General features: G+C 56.2%; 27 protein-coding genes and 1 tRNA gene. 18 read left to right on the top strand and 10 right to left on the bottom strand.

Translation table 11 applies throughout. The features are described from left to right. Positions 1–143 precede the first annotated feature (143 nt). Both mgrA and ACQZ63_RS19150 read right to left on the bottom strand, forming a co-directional pair. On the bottom strand, positions 144–1,175 hold the full coding sequence (gene mgrA, locus ACQZ63_RS19145) for an L-glyceraldehyde 3-phosphate reductase (RefSeq protein ID WP_013636166.1): 1,032 nt from the start codon (positions 1,173–1,175) through the stop codon (positions 144–146). A 123-nt stretch (positions 1,176–1,298) separates the two neighbouring features. Next, complete coding sequence (locus tag ACQZ63_RS19150; protein ID WP_113556005.1) at positions 1,299–3,764, bottom strand: glycoside hydrolase family 2 protein; 2,466 nt, start codon at positions 3,762–3,764, stop codon at positions 1,299–1,301. A gap of 499 nt (positions 3,765–4,263) precedes the next feature. Here ACQZ63_RS19150 and ACQZ63_RS19155 point away from each other — a divergent pair, with 499 nt between their 5' ends. Continuing rightward, a complete protein-coding gene (locus ACQZ63_RS19155) occupies positions 4,264–5,316 on the top strand; it encodes a LacI family transcriptional regulator (RefSeq protein ID WP_111783051.1) in 1,053 nt (350 codons plus the stop codon). 21 nt (positions 5,317–5,337) lie between these two features. Here the strand turns inward: ACQZ63_RS19155 and znuA are convergent, their stop codons facing one another. Then, on the bottom strand, positions 5,338–6,324 hold the full coding sequence (znuA, locus tag ACQZ63_RS19160) for a zinc ABC transporter substrate-binding protein ZnuA (protein WP_111783052.1): 987 nt from the start codon (positions 6,322–6,324) through the stop codon (positions 5,338–5,340). A gap of 104 nt (positions 6,325–6,428) precedes the next feature. Here znuA and znuC point away from each other — a divergent pair, with 104 nt between their 5' ends. From znuC to zur, 3 genes are read left to right on the top strand one after another with little or no spacing between them, the layout of a single operon-like run. Next, positions 6,429–7,346: a zinc ABC transporter ATP-binding protein ZnuC gene (gene znuC / locus ACQZ63_RS19165; protein WP_113555800.1), complete on the top strand. Its 918-nt coding sequence runs from the start codon at positions 6,429–6,431 to the stop codon at positions 7,344–7,346. After that, positions 7,339–8,157 (top strand): zinc ABC transporter permease subunit ZnuB, encoded by an 819-nt coding sequence (gene znuB / locus ACQZ63_RS19170; RefSeq protein WP_113555801.1) that lies wholly within the window; start codon positions 7,339–7,341, stop codon positions 8,155–8,157. The genes znuC and znuB overlap by 8 nt, the downstream gene beginning before the upstream one ends. Then, positions 8,154–8,558 carry a zinc uptake transcriptional repressor Zur gene (gene zur, locus ACQZ63_RS19175; RefSeq protein WP_113555802.1) on the top strand — a complete coding sequence of 135 codons (405 nt, stop codon included), beginning with the start codon at positions 8,154–8,156 and terminating at the stop codon, positions 8,556–8,558. Before znuB ends, zur begins: the two co-directional genes overlap by 4 nt. Positions 8,559–8,597: 39 nt before the next feature. Here the strand turns inward: zur and ACQZ63_RS19180 are convergent, their stop codons facing one another. Next, positions 8,598–9,131: a gamma carbonic anhydrase family protein gene (locus ACQZ63_RS19180; protein ID WP_113555803.1), complete on the bottom strand. Its 534-nt coding sequence runs from the start codon at positions 9,129–9,131 to the stop codon at positions 8,598–8,600. A 37-nt stretch (positions 9,132–9,168) separates the two neighbouring features. Next, positions 9,169–9,858 carry a fumarylacetoacetate hydrolase family protein gene (locus tag ACQZ63_RS19185; RefSeq protein WP_003515271.1) on the bottom strand — a complete coding sequence of 230 codons (690 nt, stop codon included), beginning with the start codon at positions 9,856–9,858 and terminating at the stop codon, positions 9,169–9,171. 569 nt (positions 9,859–10,427) lie between these two features. Between ACQZ63_RS19185 and ACQZ63_RS19190 the strand changes: the two genes are divergently transcribed. The 6 genes from ACQZ63_RS19190 (at position 10,428) to ACQZ63_RS19215 (ending at position 13,761) form a co-directional block, all read left to right on the top strand. Then, complete coding sequence (locus ACQZ63_RS19190; protein WP_448799346.1) at positions 10,428–10,643, top strand: helix-turn-helix domain-containing protein; 216 nt, start codon at positions 10,428–10,430, stop codon at positions 10,641–10,643. Continuing rightward, the gene (locus ACQZ63_RS19195; protein ID WP_448799347.1) at positions 10,640–10,876 is read left to right on the top strand and encodes a hypothetical protein; all 237 of its coding nucleotides are present in this window, start codon (positions 10,640–10,642) and stop codon (positions 10,874–10,876) included. Before ACQZ63_RS19190 ends, ACQZ63_RS19195 begins: the two co-directional genes overlap by 4 nt. A 61-nt stretch (positions 10,877–10,937) precedes the next feature. After that, positions 10,938–11,333 carry a hypothetical protein gene (locus ACQZ63_RS19200; RefSeq protein ID WP_448799348.1) on the top strand — a complete coding sequence of 132 codons (396 nt, stop codon included), beginning with the start codon at positions 10,938–10,940 and terminating at the stop codon, positions 11,331–11,333. A gap of 86 nt (positions 11,334–11,419) precedes the next feature. Next, a complete protein-coding gene (locus tag ACQZ63_RS19205; protein WP_448799349.1) occupies positions 11,420–12,232 on the top strand; it encodes a hypothetical protein in 813 nt (270 codons plus the stop codon). Positions 12,233–12,409: 177 nt separating this feature from the next. After that, entirely contained in the window at positions 12,410–13,012 is a 603-nt protein-coding gene (locus ACQZ63_RS19210) for a hypothetical protein (protein WP_448799350.1), read from the top strand. A gap of 617 nt (positions 13,013–13,629) precedes the next feature. Continuing rightward, on the top strand, positions 13,630–13,761 hold the full coding sequence (locus ACQZ63_RS19215; protein WP_448799352.1) for a hypothetical protein: 132 nt from the start codon (positions 13,630–13,632) through the stop codon (positions 13,759–13,761). Here ACQZ63_RS19215 and ACQZ63_RS19220 read toward each other — a convergent pair. Next, complete coding sequence (locus ACQZ63_RS19220) at positions 13,758–14,036, bottom strand: helix-turn-helix domain-containing protein (RefSeq protein WP_173996764.1); 279 nt, start codon at positions 14,034–14,036, stop codon at positions 13,758–13,760. The genes ACQZ63_RS19215 and ACQZ63_RS19220 overlap by 4 nt on opposite strands. 376 nt (positions 14,037–14,412) lie before the next feature. Between ACQZ63_RS19220 and ACQZ63_RS19225 the strand changes: the two genes are divergently transcribed. After that, entirely contained in the window at positions 14,413–14,616 is a 204-nt protein-coding gene (locus tag ACQZ63_RS19225) for a CsbD family protein (protein WP_019567253.1), read from the top strand. A gap of 140 nt (positions 14,617–14,756) precedes the next feature. Here the strand turns inward: ACQZ63_RS19225 and ACQZ63_RS19230 are convergent, their stop codons facing one another. From ACQZ63_RS19230 to ACQZ63_RS19240, 3 genes are all read right to left on the bottom strand, one after another. Then, positions 14,757–15,179 (bottom strand): DUF4145 domain-containing protein, encoded by a 423-nt coding sequence (locus ACQZ63_RS19230; RefSeq protein WP_448799353.1) that lies wholly within the window; start codon positions 15,177–15,179, stop codon positions 14,757–14,759. Between the two features lie 208 nt (positions 15,180–15,387). Then, on the bottom strand, positions 15,388–15,993 hold the full coding sequence (locus ACQZ63_RS19235; protein WP_448799354.1) for a BRCT domain-containing protein: 606 nt from the start codon (positions 15,991–15,993) through the stop codon (positions 15,388–15,390). A gap of 219 nt (positions 15,994–16,212) precedes the next feature. Then, positions 16,213–16,746 carry a hypothetical protein gene (locus tag ACQZ63_RS19240; RefSeq protein ID WP_448799355.1) on the bottom strand — a complete coding sequence of 178 codons (534 nt, stop codon included), beginning with the start codon at positions 16,744–16,746 and terminating at the stop codon, positions 16,213–16,215. 342 nt (positions 16,747–17,088) lie between these two features. Here ACQZ63_RS19240 and ACQZ63_RS19245 point away from each other — a divergent pair, with 342 nt between their 5' ends. The 4 genes from ACQZ63_RS19245 (at position 17,089) to ACQZ63_RS19260 (ending at position 19,319) form a co-directional block, all read left to right on the top strand. Next, on the top strand, positions 17,089–17,253 hold the full coding sequence (locus ACQZ63_RS19245; protein WP_168165004.1) for a hypothetical protein: 165 nt from the start codon (positions 17,089–17,091) through the stop codon (positions 17,251–17,253). Positions 17,254–17,452: 199 nt separating this feature from the next. After that, a complete protein-coding gene (locus ACQZ63_RS19250) occupies positions 17,453–17,893 on the top strand; it encodes a hypothetical protein (RefSeq protein ID WP_448799356.1) in 441 nt (146 codons plus the stop codon). Continuing rightward, complete coding sequence (locus ACQZ63_RS19255; protein WP_448799357.1) at positions 17,890–19,122, top strand: hypothetical protein; 1,233 nt, start codon at positions 17,890–17,892, stop codon at positions 19,120–19,122. The genes ACQZ63_RS19250 and ACQZ63_RS19255 overlap by 4 nt, the downstream gene beginning before the upstream one ends. A 120-nt stretch (positions 19,123–19,242) precedes the next feature. Then, positions 19,243–19,319 (top strand) — tRNA-Met (locus ACQZ63_RS19260). Positions 19,320–19,448: 129 nt separating this feature from the next. On the opposite strand, the gene ACQZ63_RS19265 is transcribed toward ACQZ63_RS19260, so the two are convergent. Beyond that, positions 19,449–19,610 carry a hypothetical protein gene (locus ACQZ63_RS19265; RefSeq protein ID WP_003515865.1) on the bottom strand — a complete coding sequence of 54 codons (162 nt, stop codon included), beginning with the start codon at positions 19,608–19,610 and terminating at the stop codon, positions 19,449–19,451. Positions 19,611–19,889: 279 nt separating this feature from the next. Here ACQZ63_RS19265 and ACQZ63_RS19270 point away from each other — a divergent pair, with 279 nt between their 5' ends. The 3 genes from ACQZ63_RS19270 (at position 19,890) to ACQZ63_RS19280 (ending at position 21,009) form a co-directional block, all read left to right on the top strand. Further along, entirely contained in the window at positions 19,890–20,072 is a 183-nt protein-coding gene (locus ACQZ63_RS19270; RefSeq protein ID WP_448799358.1) for a hypothetical protein, read from the top strand. Between the two features lie 125 nt (positions 20,073–20,197). Beyond that, complete coding sequence (locus tag ACQZ63_RS19275) at positions 20,198–20,554, top strand: head-tail adaptor protein (RefSeq protein ID WP_112401373.1); 357 nt, start codon at positions 20,198–20,200, stop codon at positions 20,552–20,554. Continuing rightward, positions 20,551–21,009, top strand: a complete 459-nt coding sequence (locus ACQZ63_RS19280; RefSeq protein ID WP_448799359.1) for an HK97 gp10 family phage protein — start codon at positions 20,551–20,553, stop codon at positions 21,007–21,009. Before ACQZ63_RS19275 ends, ACQZ63_RS19280 begins: the two co-directional genes overlap by 4 nt. Position 21,010: the final 1 nt, after the last annotated feature.

A 21,010-nucleotide genomic window follows, 5' to 3' on the forward strand; every position in this document is an offset into this window, starting at 1 on the left:
GAACGGAAACTGAATTTAAAATTACATTTATGTAATGGTTGTTAATGGTTAGACGGGGACGTTAATCTTTCTGTTGGAGATTTCAGTCCAGCTTTTGCGTCGATCAGGCTGCCCGGTGGAAACCGGGCACCCTGTTTCAAGTATTAAACGCGTTCAGCGGATTTTGCCCAGAGGTTGATATCCGCGTCCTTCGCGTAACCGTCGATTTCCGCAAGCTCCTCTGTGGAGAAATCGGCATTGTCGAGCGCCTTGACGCAATCCTCGACCTGTTCGACACGGCTCGCACCGATGAGCGCCGACGTGATGCGACCACCGCGCAGCACCCAGGCGATTGCCATCTGCGCGAGCGTCTGGCCACGCCGCTCGGCAATGCGATTGAGCGCGCGGATGTTTTCGACATTGCGCTCGTTGAGGAAGGCGGGGTTGAGTGACTTGCTCTGCGATGCACGGCTGCCATCAGGCACGCCACCCAGATATTTCGTCGTCAGCATGCCCTGCGCCAGCGGCGAAAAGACGATGGAGCCAATGCCAAGATCTTCCAGCGTATCGACCAGACCGTCTTCCTCGATCCAGCGATTGATCATGGAGTAGCTCGGCTGGTGGATGATGCAGGGCGTGCCGAGATCTTTCAGGATCGCGGCGGCCTCACGGGTGCGTTTCGAGTTGTAGGACGAGATGCCGACATAGAGCGCCTTGCCCGAGCGCACGATCTGGTCCAGCGCGCCGCAGGTTTCCTCAAGCGGCGTGTTGGGATCGAAACGGTGGGAGTAGAAGATATCAACGTAGTCCAGCCCCATGCGCTTCAGGCTCTGGTCGCAGGACGATATCAGATATTTGCGGCTGCCCCACTCACCGTAGGGACCGGGCCACATGTTATAGCCCGCCTTGGACGAGATGATCATTTCATCGCGGTAGCCTCTAAAATCCGTCTTCAGGATTTCGCCGAAGGCGGTTTCGGCGCTGCCAGGCGGTGGACCGTAATTATTGGCGAGATCGAAATGGGTAATGCCAAGGTCAAAGGCGCGGCGGCAAATGGCCTGTTTGGTTTGGTGCGGTGTGTCGTTGCCGAAATTGTGCCACAGCCCGAGCGAGATCGCCGGCAGCTTCAGGCCAGTCTTTCCGCAATGATTGTATTTCATGGATGTATATCGGTTTTCGGCCGGTTGCCAAACCATGGGTCTTCCTCCACTTGCTGATGAATGGTTGCCGGAGAAGCCGGCAAACCTTTGAAAGATGAGGGCAGGCGCAACGTTGCCTGCCGTTCCGCTAAGGATGGTTAAGCCTTTCGCCGCGTGGTTTCAATGCGAGGATTGGCAGGTATAAAGATCGAAGATACGGAACTGCGGCTGCCCGCTGCCCGCCTTCGGGGTGAAGATGATCCGGCGTGTTTCGCCCGCTGCGAGATCGAACAGATTGTCGGAATAACGCCCGGGCTGATCGGCCTCCAGCATGACGAAGAGGGCAAGACCTGCTGCGGTGACATCGATTTCGAGCTGGCCGTTTTTCAATGTGCCGGTGGAGAACGTCAGTCCAGCGGGCTGTAGCTCCAGAGACTTGTAGGTGTCGCGCACATGATGGCCTTCGCCTGTCATGCCGTTGGATGCTATGAAGTTCCAGGCAAGAATGGAACCATCAGGCAGGCTGTCCATGTCGATTTCGGTCAGCGTCGCCGCCTTGTCCGTACCGCACGTGCCGTTGGCAGATTTCAGCGGCACGCGGTTACCCTCCATGGTGAGGGCGACAATATTCATGTCGATCTCGACATCTTCCGCCGTGTCGTTGACCATGGAGAAACTTAACCGGCGCCCGTCTTCCGAGGGAATGGCGGAAACCGAGACCGGTTGGAAGAAACGGCGGGCAGCATAATGCAGCGCCTTCCAGCCGCCGCCGTAATCCAGGCTCGACCATGATGCAACCGGCCAGGTATCGTTGAGCTGCCAGTAGAGCGTTCCCATGCAATGGGGTTTCAGCGAGCGCCAGTAGTCGACCGCGGTTCGGATGGCCAGCGCCTGCTGTACCTGGCTCAGATACACGAAATTTTCGAAATCCTTCGGAAAGCGGAAATAGCGGAACATGGTGCCAGCAATGCGCTCATTGCCGCCGACATTCTTCTGGTGCAGTTCGATCACCGGGGAGGCGATGTTCATGTCTTTCTCTTCCGCATAGGTGCGGATGACAGGCATGGAGGTGTAGGACTGAAAACCGAATTCAGAGCAGAAGCGCGGTTTGACCGAGCGGTAATTGTCGAACGATTTGTTTTCGTGCCAGACGGACCAGTAATGCATGTCGCCGGAACCATCCGCATGCCAGGCATCACCATAATCGAGGTAGCCTGAAGCCGGGCTGGAGGGCCACCAGAGTGCTTCGGGGGCGGCTTTTTTCAGCGCCTTTTCGATAGTGCGGTTGAGGCGGTCGTAAGCCACGAGATAACGGTCGCGGTTGTTGCGGGGCTCCTCGAACCAGGTGAGGGCACCCACCAATTCGTTGTCGCCGCACCAGAGCGCGATGGACGGATGGGAGGACAGGCGTTTTACCTGATAGTCGACCTCGTGTTCGACATTGTCGAGAAAGTCTTCGCTGCAGGGGTAAAGGTTGCAGGCGAACATGAAATCCTGCCAGACCAGAAGACCGAGACGGTCACAGAGATCGTAGAACCAGTCTTCCTCGTAAAACCCGCCGCCCCAGACGCGGATCATGTTCATATTGGCCTCGACGGCCGAACATAGAAGGTCTTCGGTTTTTTCGCGGCTGGTCAGCGAATAAAGCGCATCGGATGGAATCCAGTTCGCGCCACGGCAGAAGATTTCCCGGCCGTTGATGCGGAAGGCAAATCGGCTACCTGCCTCATCCTTGTCCGTCAGAAGTTCAATGGTCCTGAAGCCGATCCTGCGGGTGACGGTTTCATCCGGCAACTCCACCGCCAACGTGTAGAGCGTCTGTTCGCCGCTGCCCGCCGGCCACCACAGCGCGGGCTCTTCTACGAAGAAGACGTGGCGCACCACCGTCTCACCCGCACCCACGCCGCAATCAAGCCGCAGCCTTTCGTCGTTGAGGGAAAGATAGAGCGGAAGGCTCGCCGGACCTTCGGCAAACAGCGTGATTGCCACATGCAGCTCGACGCCGCCCTCGACATGATGTTGTGAGGTGACGACGTGTTCGACCCGTGCCGTATCGAGGCGCTTCAGCAGGATTTTGCCATAAAGGCCGAGCGGAGCGATCGCGATATTCCAGTCCCAGCCGAAATGGCACTGTGGCTTGCGCAACATGTTGCCGTTGGCAATCGGCGAGTTGCCCTCATGATAGGGAATGTAAAAAGGTTGTCGCGCCTGCCGTTCCGCCCCGGCTGCGATGTTGGAGTGGAAATGGATACGAATGGTGTTTTCACCGGGCCGCACGGCGCGAGACACATCGGGACGGTAACGTCGGAAGCAATTGTCCGAACTCAAGACCGGGACATCGTTGACGAAGACGATCGCGACGGTGTCGAGATAATCTATATCGAGATACCAGCTGGCATCGGCGTCATCGAGGATGAAGGTCCGCTCTATGATCCAGTCCCGATGCGCGACCCATTGCACCGCATTTTCATTGGCACCGTGATAGGGGTCTGGAATGATGCCCGCGTTTTTGAGTGCGCTGTGAACGTCTCCCGGCACGGTAAGGTCGGTCGTATGGTCTCCTTCCAGCGAGGTCAGGCGCCAGAGCCCGGCCAGATCGATGACGGTTTCGGGCGTGGAGGAAGAAATCATGATGGGACCCTGCATGGACGAATTCAAATAGGATAAGCTGGCCATTATGACGCAGGCTTGTGTCGGAATCTGGGGAAGATGCATGCCCGCCAGCCAGCCGTTATCCAGCTCCCTCAGCTCGGCAATCTCCTCCCTCCGGCAACGTTACCGTAAAACAATCGTTCCGTCATGTCTTCGGAGTGAAACTTCATGCGCGAAAAATGCCCGTTGGTACTATTGGAAAACCACGGGTACGGATGCCTTGATATCTATTGACTTTTATTTATAAATATCAATTAATTATTGATACTAATTAATCTAGTTTATTGGCATTGTTTCTCTCTCGAGCAGAATTTTCGAGAGCGCGTAAGGTCGGTAATCCGGGATAAGTCTGTTCGATATTTTTCACGACCTACATCGTTATAGCCAAAGGCCCGAAGACCGGATCGGGTGTGACGGCGACCGGCGACGTTTGCCTTTGCAAGAAACAAAAAGCTATCTATGATTATTGTTCTGCAAAGCGTGGCGAAATGACATGAACGATACTGGTAATTCCGGCAGGGACGAAGCGAAGGCGACAACGGGCGAGCGCCCGACCTTGAAGACCATCGCCTACATGACGGGTCTTGGCATCACCACCGTGTCACGCGCGCTGAAGGATGCGCCTGACATCGGCGCGGAAACCAAGGAGCGCGTGCGGCTGATTGCCCAGCAGATCGGTTACCAGCCGAACCGAGCTGGTGTGCGCCTTCGCACCGGCAAGACCAATGTGATCGCGCTGGTGCTGAGCGTCGACGAGGAATTGATGGGCTTCACCAGCCAGATGGTATTCGGCATCACCGAGGTTCTTGCGACGACGCAATATCACCTCGTCGTTACCCCTCACACCCACGCCAAGGATTCCATGGTGCCGATCCGCTACATTCTCGAAACCGGTTCGGCGGACGGGGTCATTATCTCCAAAATCGAGCCGAACGATCCGCGCGTCCGTTTCATGACGGAGCGCAAAATGCCCTTCGTTACCCATGGGCGGTCCGACATGGGCATTGAGCACGCCTATCACGATTTCGATAACGAGGCTTATGCCTATGAGGCCGTGGAGCGGCTGGCGCAATGTGGGCGAAAGAGGATCGCCATCATCGTGCCGCCATCGCGGTTTGCGTTCCACGACCACGCCCGCAAGGGGTTCACCCGCGGTATCAGGGATTTCGGCGTTTCCGAATTCCCGTTGGATGCCATCACCATCGAGACGCCGCTCGACAAAATCCGCGATTTCGGCAAGCGCCTGATGCAATCAGACGATGGCCCTGACGGCATTGTCTCCATCAGCGGCAGCAGCACGATTGCGCTTGTGGCGGGGTTTGAGGCAGCCGGTGTCAGGATCGGCAAGGATATCGATATCGTGTCGAAACAGTCCGCCGAATTCCTGAACTGGATCCAGCCGCAAATCCACACAGTCAACGAGGACATAAAACTTGCGGGCAGGGAGCTTGCCAAGGCTCTGCTGGCACGCATCAACGGTGCGCCGCCAGAAACGCTGCAAAGCATCAGCCGCCCGGTCTGGTCCTCAATGGCGCCGAAGCCTTGATAGAAGGAACGCCTGTGCGGATCAGGACAGGCAATCCTTCAGCGAGTCGGCGATGCCGCGCATCATCTTGAAGTAGAGATCAGGACCCGGTTCAAGCGTGGCCGCTTCGGGATCGAGCGTCGCAGACTTTGCCGCCGTGCCTTCGGTTATGACGGAGATCAGTTTCGGCTCGAATTGCGGTTCGGCAAAAACGCAGGTCGCGCCAAGTTGGCGAACCTTTTCCTGCATCTCCCTGACGCGATCGGCACCGGGCAGGGTTTCGGGGCTGACGGTGATCGATCCCGCCGTTTTTACGCCGTAGCGATGCTCGAAATATTGATAGGCATCGTGGAAGACGATGAAGGGCTTGTCCCTCACAGGCTTGACCGTTTCGGCAATTTCGCTGTCGAGCGCATCGAGATCGTCGATCAGTTTCTTCGTATTGGCCTGATAGGTTTCCGCATTGCCGGCATCGGCGGCAATCAGCGCGGTTTCTATCGTCTGGGCCATGGCCTTGGCGTTGGCCGGATCGAGCCACAGATGAGTGTCGTACGCGCCGTGTTCATGGTCGCCGTCATCGTGCGCATGATCATGATCATGAGCGTCTTCGCTGTCCGAATGGCCGGCATGTTCTCCATGGGCCTCTTCGCCATCGTCATGCGCCTCGAAAGGGCCGCCTTCGCGGAAGGGAAGCTTTTCCAGCCCCTTGGCGTCTTCCAGTTCGACCACTGTTGCCTTGCTGGTCAACGCCTCCAGCGGCTTCTGCAGAAATGCCTCCAGTCCAGGCCCGACCCAGAAGACCAGATCGGCCTTTTCCAGCGTGCGGGCATTGGAAGGCCGCAGATTATAGGTATGCGGTGAGGCGGCGCCGTCGACAATGAGTTGCGGTTCGCCCACGCCACGCATGATTGCCGCGACGAGGGAATGGACAGGCTTGATCGAGACCACGACATTTGGGGCGGCGGTGGCGCCGGAGGCGGCCGCCGCTATTGCTACCGATGCCATGAGCGGGATCACGAACGATCTCATGAAATGCACTCCACTTGAAGAAGTATAGTTATGTTATTACATTTATTGCGTAACTCTATAACGTATGCGATAGCGGTAAGCAACATCGCCGATCGGACAATCCCATGCTTCATTCCGCCCATGCGGGCAAAGAGATACTGGTGTCACTTTCCAATGCCGGCGTGCAGCGCAACGGTCGCTGGCTCGTGCGCGGCGTGGAGTTTTCCGTCAGCAAGGGTGAGATCGTCACGTTGATCGGGCCGAACGGTTCGGGCAAATCAACCAGCGCGAAAATGGCGATCGGTGTCTTGAAGCCGAGCGAAGGCGCGGTATCGCGCATTGCCGGTCTGAGGGTCGGGTATGTGCCGCAGAAGCTTTCGGTCGACTGGACCATGCCGCTTTCTGTGCGCCGGTTGATGACGCTGACCGGGCCGCTTCCCGCGCGCGAAATCGACGCGGCGCTGAACGCCACGGGTATCGCGCATCTGGCAAACGCGGAGGTGCAGCATCTTTCTGGCGGAGAGTTCCAGCGGGCGCTTCTTGCCCGCGCCATTGCGAGCAAGCCCGATCTGCTGGTTCTCGACGAGCCCGTGCAGGGCGTTGATTTCTCCGGGGAGATCGCGCTTTATGATTTGATAAAAAATATCAGGAATTCAAACAATTGCGGAATTCTGTTAATCTCGCATGACTTGCATGTGGTAATGGCGGAAACCGATACCGTAATATGCCTGAACGGCCATGTCTGCTGCCGGGGAACGCCGCAGGCGGTGAGCCAGAGCCCGGAGTATATGCGGCTTTTTGGTGGGTCGGCCGCCAAGGCGCTTGCTGTTTACAGCCACCATCACGACCACACCCATCTGCCCGATGGCCGGGTGCAGCACGCGGATGGTTCGGTGACCGAACATTGCCACCCCGATGATGGCCATCATCATGCGCATGAGCAGCATCACGACCATAATCATGACCACGGGGACTGCGGCTGCGGCCACGAGCATGACGGACATGCCACTTCAAGCCACCAGCAGGGAGAGCGGCATGTTTGACGATTTCTTCGTTCGCGCCATGATCGCCGGCATCGGTGTTGCGCTCACCGCCGGTCCCCTTGGCTGCTTCGTTGTGTGGCGGCGCATGGCATATTTCGGCGATACGATGGCCCATTCGGCACTGCTTGGCGTTGCGCTGTCGCTGCTGTTGCAGATCAACCTCATCGTCAGCGTCTTTCTTGTAGCCTCGGCGGTTTCGATCCTGCTGATTTTTCTGCAACGGCGGCAGGCGCTTTCCGCCGATGCGCTCCTCGGCATACTCTCTCATTCGGCGCTGGCGATCGGTCTCGTCATCGTTGCCTTCATGAGCTGGGTGCGCATCGATCTCGTCTCCTTCCTGTTCGGGGATATTCTGGCCGTTACCCGCAGCGATATCGCGCTGATCTGGGGCGGCGGGCTGGTGGTGGTGGTTTCCATGGTGTTCCTGTGGCGATCTCTGCTGGCCTCCACAGTCAATACCGAGTTGGCCGAGGCCGAGGGGTTGAACCCGGAACGCGCCAAGCTCATCTTCACGCTGTTGATGGCGCTGGTGATTGCCATCGCCATGAAGGTGGTCGGCATCATGTTGATCACATCGCTGCTCATCATACCGGCGGCGACAGCCAGACGTTTTTCTTCCACGCCTGAGGTGATGGCTGTGGTCGCATCTCTGATCGGAGCGGTTGCCGTCGTTGGCGGCCTGTTCGGATCGCTGAGTTACGACACGCCATCGGGACCGTCCATCGTGGTTGCCGCCGTGATCCTGTTCGTTATAAGCCTGTTGCCGGCACCGGGTTTTTCCCGCTCCGCAGATGAAGGAGGCAAGTCATGAATGCGCAGAACCTTACCAAAAACCAGTCGCTGGTCATGAATGCCCTGTCGAATGCGCATGCGCCTCTCAGCGCCTATGTGATCCTCGACAAGCTGCGCGACGATGGTTTTCGCGCGCCGCTGCAGGTCTACCGGGCGTTGGAAAAGCTGGTGGAATATGGTCTCGTGCACCGGCTTGAAAGTCTCAACGCCTTTGTTGCCTGCACCCATACGCAAGCCGAATGCTGCTCGCATCATCATGGCACGGTCGCCTTTGCCATTTGCGAATCCTGCGGCCAGGTGAATGAGTTCCACGATCACGAGATCGACCATCGCCTCGAGCGCTGGGTCAAGGACAGCAAGTTCAAGGCGGAAAAGACCACTATCGAAATTCGTGGTCTGTGTGCCGTCTGCGCGGGGTAACACCGTTTGGCGACAGCGGGCGTTCTTGCCCGCCATCCGTCATTCTTCGATGACTTCCAGATCCTTCGAAAAACGCTTCCAGTTTTCGATGTAATTTTCCGCCGAGCGGCGGATGCTGGCGGCGGCCTCGTCATCCAGCGTTCGGACGGCACGCGCCGGCGATCCGACGATCAGGGAATTGTCTGGAAACTCCTTGCCCTCCGTCACCAGCGCATTGGCGCCGACCAGGCAGTTGCGGCCGATCTTTGCGCCGTTCAGGATCGTTGCGCCCATGCCGACGAGCGAATTGTCGCCGATGGTGCAGCCGTGGATGATGGCGTGGTGGCCGATGGTGCACATTTCGCCGATCGTGGCGGCAAAACCGAGATCGCTGTGCACCATCACGCCGTCCTGAATATTGGTGCCGCGACCGATGCTGATTGGATCATTATCGCCGCGCAGCGTCGCGCCGAACCAGATGCCGACATCCTCGGCAAGTATCACCGAGCCAATGACATTCGCATCGGGTGCGACCCAGTAGCGATCCGGGGCAGGGGTCTGCGGCACCCGATCTGCGAGGCGATAAAGCGGCATGGCGGTTCTCTCCCTTTGGATTATGCGCCGATAGCGATCAGGCGACCGTAACGGACAGAGTGCCGACACCGTCTACACCACACTCGATCCGATCGCCGCGCACGATAGGGCCGACGCCCGCGGGCGTGCCGGTCATGATGACATCGCCAGCGGCAAGCGTGAACAGCTTGGAAAGCTCGGCAATCACTTCCGGCACTTTCCAGATCATCTGCGCAAGATCGCCTGTTTGCTTGCGCTCACCATTGACATCGAGCCAGATCGCACCGGTCGACGGATGGCCGATCTTGTCTGCGGGAACGATGGCGGAGACCGGCGCGGAATATTCGAACGCTTTTGCGCCCTCCCACGAGCGTCCCATCTTCTTCAAACCATCCTGAAGGTCGCGGCGTGTCATATCGATGCCAACCGCGTAACCCCAGACGTGGCCTAGCGCATCGCTTGCCAGAATATCCGCACCTCCGCTTTTCAACACCACGACGCATTCGACTTCGTAATGCACGTTCGACGACAGCGAAGGGTAGGGGAAATCCTGACCCGCAGGCAGAAGGTTGTCCGGATTTTTCTGGAAATAAAACGGCGGTTCCCTTGAAGGATCGTGGCCCATCTCGATGGCGTGATCGGCATAATTGCGGCCGACACAATAGACCCGCCGCACGGGGAACATCTCGTTTGTGCCCTCTACAGGCAGAAGAACGGGTTCTGGAACTGGAATGACGGTGGCGGCCATGGGGTTTCCTGTCGTCTTTTTTAGAACTGCAAGTCTTGTCCCCCGATTCCTGGGCGATTTCCAGTTCAAAATGACCGCAGCTGCAAAACTGGCTTTTTGCGGTCCTTTGCTGTAGAAGCCGCCGCAAAGAGGTTAATTCATGTACAGACAAGCGCTTGCAAACGGCGAAAAAATCTTTGCCGTGGCCCCGATGATCGATTGGACCCACTAGTCTGCAAAATATGCCGTTGACAAGGGATGTTGTACTACTAGTTGTACCAGATTTCGTGACAGCGCTGGCGACCCGATGACAAAAACGGAATTTTTTACAAACGCAGTCAAATTACTTATTGCTGCCGCGGACAAATAAATCAGTCGAAAAATTTGTAAAACGCGTCTATATTCGTGTTGTCGAAATTGTGGTGTTTCGACATTGGTGGGGTGGTGCCCGCCAAGACGCAGCGCCAGGAAGACTGGCTCACCGGCGTTTATCGCCGTCAACCTAACCCGGCATCAGTCGGCAACCGAACCTTCTCAAAAATCATCGATCCATTTCGCGCCCAGATTCCGTCTGGGACTGAGGAGTCACCATGCGATTGAACACTACCGAGGCAGCAATCTACCTCAGGATGTCGCCGTCCTGGCTTAATAAGACGCGCCTAAACGGCACAGGCCCGGTTTACATGAAAACCGGAGGCCGCGTGCAATACGAAACCAGCGACCTGGACGATTGGCTTCGCAGTTCGCGTCGAACGGCCGTCTACGATCACGCCAATGACAATGCTCGTGCGAGGGGGCCGGCATGATCGACCCGTTCAAGCAATACGGTATCGGTAATGATGTTGTGTATCACGCGGTCACCGGCGTCAGCATAAAAGGCAAGATCATAAACTTCGTCGACGGCAATCCCGAGCTCACATTTAGGGACGGATCGACCGCTGTATGTACCGCTTCGCGCGTCAGTCTCGCCTCGATAGACCTAAGGTCAAAAGAGAAGCGGGAAGCGTTCCTTGATCACCTGACGCACGGCGTCGCCTAACCCAACCACCACCGGCTACCACAATATTCAACGTCCGGCGCTGCCGGCGAGAGGAGAAGCTATGACCAATCGCAACGAGAATACTACGTCAACAGGATCGCTGTTCGCCGATGAGCACTTTCAACAGATCGATCGGGAGCCCGTTGATATATGGGGTACCCCCCCAAGTTTCACGCAAGATGATGGGGCTGTGAAGGTTTGGACTTTCGACAAAAAGACCATTCCTCGGGGACTTACTGGCCGGATCAATGTTGAGGAATGGCCTAACGATGCGTCTGTTCAGAGCTTAAAGAACGTCCTCCAGCCGGACAGCGAAGTGGGCCGTCGGTTCTTTTTGAGCCCGAAAGCGTGTTCCGGGATACTCCGTCGAGCCGAGAAGCGGGGATGTGAACTTCCTCAAAAGTTCAAAGAAGCTGCTGAGCGTGTGGCGAGCTTGACCGACCCAGAAGCTCCATAATGCCACTCACATTCTCAAATTCCTGCCGGCGTAATGCCGGCAGGAGGTATGTGATTAAAGCACAAACCCACTACGGATGGCTAAATATGAGCAAGCTTGATCACGCTGGCGGTCCCGTCGACCGTATAGAACTCTTAGGAGCCATCATCGACGATGAGCGCGTGCGGCTCATCCACATCAAGACCGCGCGCCACATTCTCAAGCGCTATTACCAGAAGCATGGCAACGCACGCGCCAGCGTTAGTTTCTTGCGGCAAGCCACTGGCCTCACGAGGGGCAGCGTCGCAAGCGCAACAGAAGATCTTGTCGCCTGGGGATATTTCACCCGTGTCATGGGTTCTGGCAAACGGCCCTCCGAATACCATCCGAATTTTCGCGTCCTACAGTCGCCGGACACTACTAGCGTCCTACCGTCGCAGGACGAAACAAAATCAAGCGTCCTACAGCCGCGGGACGAGATCGTCCTACCGTCACAGGACGCAAAATTTCCTAGTGTCCTACAGCCGCGGGAGCAAACTCTTTTACTTGGCTCGGCTACAGCCAGAGACAAAGTAAAAGAAACATCCGCAACGGGCACGGGGTCGGGCCTGGCGGCCGCCCCGGCCCGTGCGTCTGGGGACCGCGTGATGACAGTTGTGGCGAGCTACATTGAGCACGACGATGACGACGGCTCAGACTGGCTTCGACTGGACATGGAGACCCATGACGGCGTAACAGAGCCGTACGCTATCTGCGTGCAGAGCGACGACGATCAAGGGATGCAGGAACGCGGCATGAAAAAGCTCGAAAGGCTGGCCATCGCGCTAGGCATCGACCGGATCAATGGGCCGGGTGACGTGATAGGCATTCCGTTGGTTCTTACCGCAAGCGACGACTTCCTTCCTCTGGAGGGCGTGTGACATTAACCCAGAACCTACATGCGCCCGCCAAACGGGTAGTACCAAGCCAATCTCCTCACGATGGGGCGCCAATACCCAACCCGAGTAGCCCCGGGTCGAGTAAACAGATTCTGTAATGTAATCTTCCCTCCCGGCTTAACGCATTGCATTCTGCGCTCGATTGGAGCTGGTAGAATCATGCAAGAGAAACGCAGCAGAGCTGCGCATCTTCATACGGTAGTTGTCAAAGATGCCTATGAAATGTGGTCAAAGCTCTTTTGGGACGTAGAAGTCTTTCAAGACTTACAGCGTCGAAATCCCGACGAGAAGGAACCGTTAGGCTTCGCAGCGATAAATGCGTGCATTTCGATATCCGCGTTTGTCGATTGGGTGGCCACAGCGGCACTCACCGGAGATAAGCGGATCTTTCTGGACGAGTACCCCGATTTTCTGATGTTTATGGCTATCGCCAACACGTCAAAGCACTGTCGTCATATTGATAAAGATGTCGCTCCAATTGAGGCGAAAATGGCCTGGTTTGATGGTGACGAGGATTGTGCGCCGACGTGGGCGCTTTACTATGTCAATTCCGGCGAAAGCGTCACGGCATATGAGCGCTTTGATCGCATCAAGATAGTCGCTTGGAGGGTTCTCGAAAAGTTTGACCTCACAGACAATCGCCCATCAGGCCCGGAATGGTATCAAAGAAAGATGCGTCCTACGTTTCCACCGATATCTCAAGATGATGTCAAGGCGCTGATCCAGAGCCATCAGCAGCGAGAGGTCCAGCGTGACGTTTGAAGTATCGATTGTGACAGACACAGACGCCGACAGTGTTGAGGGTGACGCCGATGTATGTGCAATCTTCCTGAGGGATACACTCGGAATGAGCGTCGATGAAGCTATGGTAGCTCTAGCAAAGGCAATGTTTTTCGACGTCGATATACAGTGGCCAATTACCGTGCACATAACAGTTCAGGGGCGAGACCCTGCTGAGCGTAATCAGACCCCTTTGGGATCTCTCCTAGACCTTGCGCCGGGTGATTGGAAGTTCCGCTACATGGATAGCGGAGACACGGACGAAGATCTCTGACAGTCATTTTGTTGCCATCTCATCCAATGATAGAACCATACAATCGAAAATATCATTGGCGGAAGACACAGGTTGACGCTGGCGATCTACGGAATTCGACTGGATCGATTATCACGATATCGGAGCTGTGGGCCTTGCGCAGCCGCAGGACTTCGCGCCGGTAGTTACGGAGTGGCATTGGCCGAGCTCCGAGGAAGTAGCGGGAGACCTGACGGAAGACCAACGTGCGTCCATTCTGGCGGCTGTAAGCGCGTCCGACTTCAAGAAGTCACCGAAGGCCAAGAACTGGGTCGGAAGCGCTGTAGCGTACGCTGTGGGGCTGGATTTGGACGACAACGTGCAGCGCAAGCGGGCGTCCAGCCTTGTGTCCGCCCTGATGCGTGAAGGCGCACTCGTCGAGCGTGAGGAACGGGATCCTGTGCGGCGCGAGTTGGCGGTGTTTGTGAGGGCGGCTTAGTCGTCGACTTCTTCTGGCGCACCAGCGCTCACAATCAAAGTCTGATGAACCAAAGTCTCCAGTGGAACGCCGACAGAGCATTTAGTTGGATAGGTCGCATACATTTGAACTAACGCCATCCTTGCGGCTTGAAGGTGTACTTCCCGAGTAGGCGTGCGACCACTCTCGAGGTTCTCGTAAGTGCGAAGCGGAACGCCCATCATTTTTGCGAATGCCCTCTGTGAGAGTCCAGTTTGGACGCGCAGCAATTGGAGGCTCTTCAGGTTCTCAAACATTGAATTCCACACTCCCTTTTGTTATCTTGGGGAACCGGAGAGGTTGCAGCCCCTCCGGCCCCCAGTTTAACGGCCGATGGAGATCGTTACTCTCCACTTGCCGAACCGGACTTGGACGGTGAGCTTGATGCTCATGGTATCCTCCAGTCGGGTTGCCGAAGCGGGTTTGCTTCGGTGATTTCTTTATGCCACCATTTTGGTGGTCTCGCAAGCGAAAACCACCATTTTGGTGGTAAAAAATAAAGCCGTCGGCCTTACGGGGCTGGCGGCTTTTTTTGTCTCGTCTGCGGCGGCTTTGATCGCGGTTCTCACTAATCGGGGAACCATTTGCGCCACCTTGCGTTTTCTCCTCACACAACAAAGAGGAGACATATCAATGGATTGGAACCGCGTAGAAGGTAACTGGAAGCAGATGAAGGGCAAGGTTAAGGAGCAGTGGGGCAAACTCACCGACGACGACCTTGATGTCATCAATGGCAAGCGCGAGCAGCTGGAAGGCAAAATCCAGGAGCGCTATGGCTATGCGAAGGACCAGACCAAGAAGGACATCGACGACTGGTATGGTCGTCAGGGTTGGTGATGCTGGAACCTTGCTCGCGCCGGGCCGTTAAATTGGTCATGGCGGCGCGTTAGCGCAGCGGCTTTATCGTCGACCACGGATGTACTGGCGGCGCAGAGAAGCAAAAGAAGGCTGGTGCAGAGATGCGCCGGCCTTTTTTGTTATTCAGCTGTTTGAGCAGCCGCTATGCCTCGCTCAATCCTTGCAGTGAGGACAAACAAAAAGTTTCCCAGAGCTTCAGCAAACTCGACAGACTGTTTTGCCTCTTCATAGCTGACATGCGGACTGTTTTCGTCAGCGTGCCTTGGCCTATTCGATCCAAGTCTTACAGAATGCGCCCAGTCTGCCATGCCCTGCGTCAGAACGCCATCCGTTAAAGCTTGGTCGATGCGGGTGTACAAGCTGCCCTCGACGTATTCTTTACTCTTCAGCATCGCGTCTACAGCGCTGCCCGCCATTACTGCGGCGGCATCAGGTGCGTGGAGGACGTTGAAGGCTTGTTGGAGGAAATTTCTCGCCACGTCTGGAATATCTTCATGCGCCGTCTTTGGCGCTGGAAAAACCTTTTCGGCAGACTGCCTCAAGTATGGCCCGCGTGCGACGGCCGTGACGACGCCCCCGCATGTGGAGCAAGCGTAGGCGGCCCAAGCCCGTCGATTTTGTCCATCTGATCTGGGCGTTCCTTCACCTTCAGCGGTACACCATACTAGCCTTAGTAGTGGAGACGCCACCGAGCAATGAGGGCATCTTACAAGAGGGAGTTGATCGGTCATCGTAACCATACGTCTGCCCTCACAGATGCCTTACCCAATGATCTTCCGAAACGATCCTTATCGGTCTGCCTTCGGCTCTCATTTCAGCGGCCTTCAAAATCTTGTTGCCGAAGGAGGAGTGTTTCCAGGAGTCGGTTGCGTAGACGCCGATAACTAGAAAATTGGTTTTTTGCGTCAGCGATCCAGCAGAAGCGCCCTTGACTGTGACTGCGCTCTCGCAGGCTTTCCGCTGGCCGTAGTTGAACGTGCCCGTGAAACAATAATTCATCCCCTCGAAAGACAACGTGGGAGCGGGTGAGCAGAGTGGCAATGTAGTTGATTTGAGCGTCTCACCAAGCTCAAAATCCCGATTGGAAAATCTGTTGAGTGTGTCGAGAAGCTCAGCCTTTTCCTCTTCGTCGACTACGCCGTCGTGAAGTATTTCATTCACGCGTCGGTAAAGAACAGAGAGCAGAGGGTGGTCGCTGACACTTCCATTTGCCACTAACCACTTTTGAAGAAATTCGACCTCAGCCTGATTGATTTGCCCGTCAGCTACTAAGCCTCGCGCAAGCCCAATTAACTCGTCAATCTGTCTGCTGTCGATCCTGTCATTGGAATATTGGTAAAGCAGTTTCTCGTCCATAACTCCCCCAAGCGTTGGACACAACGCAAATCGCGTATAGCTAATACAACCTATTTTTCTGGCAATAACAACTTTAAATACAAATCCCGCGGCGGTTTTTTTGCGTAACAAATCCCGCTAGGACGCATTTCTATCGGCAACTATCTTGCGCGCTGACCACGGATGGACAGGACTGCAAGCGACAAGAAAGTTGGCGCGATTTCGCCCCGGCCTTTATTGTTACACAAGCGCAGTCGATACTGACTGCACCCAGTTACCATTGAGGGTGGAATAGGCTCCTCCGATGATGCAGAATGACGACAACACGCCGAGAACCAAGGCGGCCCAGTAACAAAAGTTCACACCCCATGTGTGCACATTGTCACCCGTCCATTTTTCCGGATCCCAGAGCATAGCCTTGTTGGCCCAAGCCTCGTAATTGTTGCTGTTCATTGACCAGTTTAGCCAAGTGAACAGGCCTGCGAAAAGCGTAAGCATGAGGCCAGATACAAACCACCACACCGTCAACTGATACCGCGTCAAGGCGTCCGGCTTGTCTGCAAGTTCGCTTAGGAAAGTGAATAGTCCAAAAAGTGCTCCCCCGTGGATTAGGAGGAGGCTTGCAAGCAACCATCGACCATATTGACCCGCGAGATCAAATGTCACTCGCTGCATTTCCTTGTAGTCTTTGTAGACGATCTCGGCGACTTCAGCCCGATTCTTCATGAACTGCTTTGCCTGTAAGGGAGGGGTGTTCGCGTCGCCTTCGGTCATATGTTGCCCATAAGATTCGGTTCGATTTACCTATTGAGACACAACCAAATTCTAATCTATAATTCAACTTCTAATACTGCACGGATAGCGCATTATTTATCCGTGCAGTAACTGTGCACATACGGGCGGAGACACCTGCACAGCGCTGCCCGGTTGGTGCACGTTTAGTAGGGTATATATTTATATATACCCCTACACGTGCAACCGTGCAGGGCGGTGTGCCGCGCGCACGGTTCTCATGATGATTTTAACTGGGCAACGTGCGGTCGGCAGAAGGCTATATTCATTACAACCCGGAACCGACATCACCCCATCCGCATTTCGCAGATGAGGAGAATGCAGATGCCAGAGAACGAAATGCAGCCGTACACCGTCGAGCAGCTACAGCAGAAATATGCCGTAAGCCTGCATGTGGCAGTGGAGGTGCTTGAACACTTTCGAGGGGACCGGTCAAAAATCGACAAGTTCATGAAGCGGTGCCCGAACCGGGACGACGAAAAGCACTAGTGAAAAAGGCCGGCGTTCAGCCGGTCTTTTCTTTTGGCCAAAAAATATTTCACAAATCGACTACCCGTTTTTGCTCCTCTCTCGGAAAGTATGTGTGTGGTTCACGCTGTGGCGAATGGGCGTGGATCACAGAAACCGACCCAGAACACGATATCCTAAGGCTCTGTATGGAGCGCATCCGACCAAATATGGAGGCGTTATGATCAGACTTCGTGTCGAGAATATTGGCGGGCCATTCCCTGGCAAGGGGCAGGCTCCTTCGATGGCACACGACAAAATACTACCCCGAAATGAGCGGGCAGCCTTTGAAAGGCTAAACGACTTAGCCGCAATGCGCCCGCATGTAATGGATGCGGGTTCCCTCTCTCCAGCGAACGATAATCCAAGACCGCCAGAAACGCCTGCGACCAAATCTATCTGGCCAGCGCAAGAGCTAAGGCTAACGCCATCGCAAGCTGATTTTCTTCATCGCGGACGCAGCTCGGTGCATCAGCGCATCAACGACAGGACGGAATTGATTTTGAAGTCCCGCGGAATGTTGGCATGGCGCAAGGGCAGTGACGACCAATTCTACCTGGTGCCGAGCGACAAGGGCCAAGCAGCGCTCAGCAAATACGAACAGCGAGAGGGACGTAAATGAATACGACGATCACCCCAGCCGCAGGCTACTACCTGTCACCGATGTTCCCAGGGGCGCTATTCAGGCGCAGGGACAAGGCGCCATCATCTGCCACACCGTCATACCGCACACCAGCCGAACACCGCGCAGCAACCGAGAAATGGCATAAGACGGCACCTGCGAATGACAGCGAGATCTTCGGAAAGAAGCCAAAGACAGAAGCCCCACGACATAGAGATCTAGGCGCCATGAACGGCTTGCTGGCATTCCGAAACAGGCCAACAGGCGCCGCTGAGGGCAGTGGCGTCAGGATGAAGGGCTTCAGCGCGCTGGCAACCAACTGGTCAATTGTGCCCGCCAACGACAACGTGCCGACAGAAGATGGCTTCGGCAATGAGCGCGAGGTGCAGTATGAGCCGAGCATACAGTTGATCATGGAATCGGTAGAGAAAATCGAGGTGCGCGAGCGTCCAGAGCCGTCGATGCTTAGCGCGAAAGGCAAAAGGGAAATTCACGCGATACCAGTCGGTGGATCGGTCGAATACGGCTCGTACGTGGATGATGAAGGCAAGCGGCACAAATGCATCGTCCGGATCGGCTCGCTGCGATTCAGTGACGGCAGCCAAAAAGAAAAGGGCCAGAAGCTCGTGCTAGGGGAGGCGGTCGACACTGAGATCAGAATGCCAGTCGGCGCTATGTTGGGATGCAACGAGAAATCAGCTCGCGATAAGGGCGCAGAGATCGACGAGACGGGCAGCAATTCTCACTACCGATGGATGGTAAAAGGAAAGACGGCCAGGCAGCCGAAGCGGAAGACTCGCTCGAAAGTGCGCGTCGCCATTTCTAAGGCGGAAGCGCGTGCAATGCTTGCGAAGGCTATCGAAAACACGCCGGTAATGCCCGAGATCAAGAAATGCCCCGATGGTTTTCCATTTGGCCCTACAGCGTTGCGTCAGCTCTTCATTGCCGGCCGCAAGGGCAAGAATGGCGAGACGGGATCGCAGGCGTGGGAGGATATCGCGGTCGAGAGCGAGAACAAGCGACAATTCGAAATCGCGCTCGAGAGCATGCTCGATAGCGACGTCAGGATCCTTGCCGACGCCGTTGAAGCAAAGAGCCTGGCTCAACTTGGGGAGGCTCGAGGCTACAAGGGACGCCATGCGGTGGATGCCGGACGTTCACTTCTAAGGGCTGCCAACGACAATTTCGAGCGCGCGTTGGAATTGGCGATGTACGCAGCGGAGGGATAGGGAAGAAAAATTCCACTCATCCACCTTTAACAGTGAAGGGGTCGAAAGGCTCCAAGCTGTTCTGGACGCACAAAGATTGCGACAGACGCTCGGCCAGCGATGAGCCGGGCGTAACTATCACGTGGAGTAGAGCAGCCCGGTAGCTCGCCAGCCTCATAAGCTGGAGGCCGTGAGTTCAAATCTCACCTCCGCAACCAATCCCATGCGCGTTCTCCTCCGCTTGCATGGTGATCGTGCGGCCCGTTCGCCTTGATCTGTTACCGGATTGGGTTGAGCGGGCCGCTTTTGTTTTTCTTGGTTGCTTCGGCTGCCGATCCGCTGCGGAGCTATGCTGCGATACGACGAGCAGCTTTGTCAGATGCTTTACGATCGGCACCATGTTCCGAGATGATTTTAGCTGCCTCTTCCACGGAAATGCGATGCTTCTTGGCCAATGTCTTGGCGTCATAAGCCTGTTCGGACGCCGAAGCGCCTTGCGGTTGTGCCATGGTTTTTCTCCTTGATATGGCCGACGCTACTTGAGCCGCATATTGCAGGCTGTCGGTCACTGTCCTGTATGTAGGTAGTCGGGCTACACTGCGCAACCACGATGGCGTCCATATCGGGAGACGCAATGCCCAATCCCTACGGTCGCTCGGCCGAAGCCGCGCTCTACCGTCGAATGTACAAGACGGCACGATGGCAGCGCTTACGTTTGGCGCAGCTTGCTGCCGAGCCGCTATGCCGGTTCTGCTTGGCGATTGAGGATGTTACCGAGGCAACGACGTGTGACCACGTCAAGCCGCACAAGGGCGACGATCCTTCTCGTGACCGGCGATCTCTACGAGGTGCGCGAGCCTGACCCGAAGGCAACGGGCGACGCGGTTCTTCCGCGAGCGGTACGGATGCTTCTGGCTCCGTGGCGTGTCTGGCGAACAGTGGCGGACGACTATGTGGCTCCGATTCCATGAACCGTTCGACTGGCGCCAGCCAGGCTTCACCATCGCCTATAAGGCTGGCCTCTACAACGTCACGCGCAAGTGCGCTGCGGCTGCGATAGCGGCTAAGGCTGCTGAACCCACCAAGGATCGACCTAATGCCAAAACGCAAGAGGGCGGGCGCAGGCTCGCTGAGTGAGCGCATCGGCTTTGAGGCCGAGGTCGAGGGTGATGACGGGTATGGCGGCGTGGTGGTCGACTTCGCGGAGCAATTCGTGGAGCCAGCCCGCCTCGAGCCGCGCGTCGGTAGCGAGACTGTTATCGCCAGTCGCCTTCAGGGCTTGCAGCCCTACACCATGACCGTCCGCAGCAACGAACGCACGCGCACCATCACGCCCGCGTGGCGGGCGCGGAATAAGCGGTCTGGCGTGGTCTACGCAATCAAGGCTGCGGTCAACATCGACGAGCGCAATCAGTGGATTGAACTGCTGGTGGTGCAGGGGGAGGCGGGATGACTATTCTAGGCCTCGCTAAACTGAACCGTAAGCTTGCTAAACTGCCGGCTGCTGCTGGAAAGCGCATCAAGGAGGCGATGGGGCAGGGCGCCGACGAGATTGTCGCCCTCATGAAATCGCTTGTCGCCGTCGATAGCGGCGAACTTCGCGATTCGATTGGCTGGACATGGGGCGACGCTCCAAAATATAGCCAAAAGATTGCCACCGTGAAGTCCGCTGACGGCAAACTCGTGATCACGATTTACGCCGGGAACAGCAAGGTGCGCTATGCCCACCTCGTAGAGTTCGCCACCAAAGCGCACGAAAATGCTGGCCAGTTCCCCGGTACGCAGCATCCGGGCACCAAAGCACAACCATTCTTCTTTGTCTCTTACCGAGCGCTCCGCCGACGGACCAAGTCTCGCATCACACGGGCGATCAACAAGTCTGCGAAGGAGGTGGCTTCGGGTGGCTGAT

This window comes from Agrobacterium sp. CG160-95 (assembly GCF_053521725.1).

What these genes read in the sequence shown, in the direction of transcription:
- mgrA (WP_013636166.1), bottom strand. Translation starts at nt 1,175, where the DNA reads ATGGTTTGGCAACCGGCCGAAAACCGATATACATCCATGAAATACAAT.
- ACQZ63_RS19150 (WP_113556005.1), bottom strand. Translation starts at nt 3,764, where the DNA reads ATGCAGGGTCCCATCATGATTTCTTCCTCCACGCCCGAAACCGTCATC.
- ACQZ63_RS19280 (WP_448799359.1), top strand. Translation starts at nt 20,551, where the DNA reads ATGACTATTCTAGGCCTCGCTAAACTGAACCGTAAGCTTGCTAAACTG.
- ACQZ63_RS19245 (WP_168165004.1), top strand. Translation starts at nt 17,089, where the DNA reads ATGCCAGAGAACGAAATGCAGCCGTACACCGTCGAGCAGCTACAGCAG.
- ACQZ63_RS19255 (WP_448799357.1), top strand. Translation starts at nt 17,890, where the DNA reads ATGAATACGACGATCACCCCAGCCGCAGGCTACTACCTGTCACCGATG.
- ACQZ63_RS19155 (WP_111783051.1), top strand. Translation starts at nt 4,264, where the DNA reads ATGAACGATACTGGTAATTCCGGCAGGGACGAAGCGAAGGCGACAACG.
- ACQZ63_RS19185 (WP_003515271.1), bottom strand. Translation starts at nt 9,858, where the DNA reads ATGGCCGCCACCGTCATTCCAGTTCCAGAACCCGTTCTTCTGCCTGTA.
- ACQZ63_RS19210 (WP_448799350.1), top strand. Translation starts at nt 12,410, where the DNA reads ATGCAAGAGAAACGCAGCAGAGCTGCGCATCTTCATACGGTAGTTGTC.
- ACQZ63_RS19225 (WP_019567253.1), top strand. Translation starts at nt 14,413, where the DNA reads ATGGATTGGAACCGCGTAGAAGGTAACTGGAAGCAGATGAAGGGCAAG.
- ACQZ63_RS19265 (WP_003515865.1), bottom strand. Translation starts at nt 19,610, where the DNA reads ATGGCACAACCGCAAGGCGCTTCGGCGTCCGAACAGGCTTATGACGCC.
- znuB (WP_113555801.1), top strand. Translation starts at nt 7,339, where the DNA reads ATGTTTGACGATTTCTTCGTTCGCGCCATGATCGCCGGCATCGGTGTT.
- ACQZ63_RS19240 (WP_448799355.1), bottom strand. Translation starts at nt 16,746, where the DNA reads ATGACCGAAGGCGACGCGAACACCCCTCCCTTACAGGCAAAGCAGTTC.
- ACQZ63_RS19275 (WP_112401373.1), top strand. Translation starts at nt 20,198, where the DNA reads ATGCCAAAACGCAAGAGGGCGGGCGCAGGCTCGCTGAGTGAGCGCATC.
- ACQZ63_RS19180 (WP_113555803.1), bottom strand. Translation starts at nt 9,131, where the DNA reads ATGCCGCTTTATCGCCTCGCAGATCGGGTGCCGCAGACCCCTGCCCCG.
- ACQZ63_RS19190 (WP_448799346.1), top strand. Translation starts at nt 10,428, where the DNA reads ATGCGATTGAACACTACCGAGGCAGCAATCTACCTCAGGATGTCGCCG.
- znuC (WP_113555800.1), top strand. Translation starts at nt 6,429, where the DNA reads ATGCTTCATTCCGCCCATGCGGGCAAAGAGATACTGGTGTCACTTTCC.
- ACQZ63_RS19220 (WP_173996764.1), bottom strand. Translation starts at nt 14,036, where the DNA reads ATGTTTGAGAACCTGAAGAGCCTCCAATTGCTGCGCGTCCAAACTGGA.
- ACQZ63_RS19250 (WP_448799356.1), top strand. Translation starts at nt 17,453, where the DNA reads ATGATCAGACTTCGTGTCGAGAATATTGGCGGGCCATTCCCTGGCAAG.
- ACQZ63_RS19200 (WP_448799348.1), top strand. Translation starts at nt 10,938, where the DNA reads ATGACCAATCGCAACGAGAATACTACGTCAACAGGATCGCTGTTCGCC.
- ACQZ63_RS19235 (WP_448799354.1), bottom strand. Translation starts at nt 15,993, where the DNA reads ATGGACGAGAAACTGCTTTACCAATATTCCAATGACAGGATCGACAGC.
- ACQZ63_RS19195 (WP_448799347.1), top strand. Translation starts at nt 10,640, where the DNA reads ATGATCGACCCGTTCAAGCAATACGGTATCGGTAATGATGTTGTGTAT.
- ACQZ63_RS19205 (WP_448799349.1), top strand. Translation starts at nt 11,420, where the DNA reads ATGAGCAAGCTTGATCACGCTGGCGGTCCCGTCGACCGTATAGAACTC.
- zur (WP_113555802.1), top strand. Translation starts at nt 8,154, where the DNA reads ATGAATGCGCAGAACCTTACCAAAAACCAGTCGCTGGTCATGAATGCC.
- znuA (WP_111783052.1), bottom strand. Translation starts at nt 6,324, where the DNA reads ATGAGATCGTTCGTGATCCCGCTCATGGCATCGGTAGCAATAGCGGCG.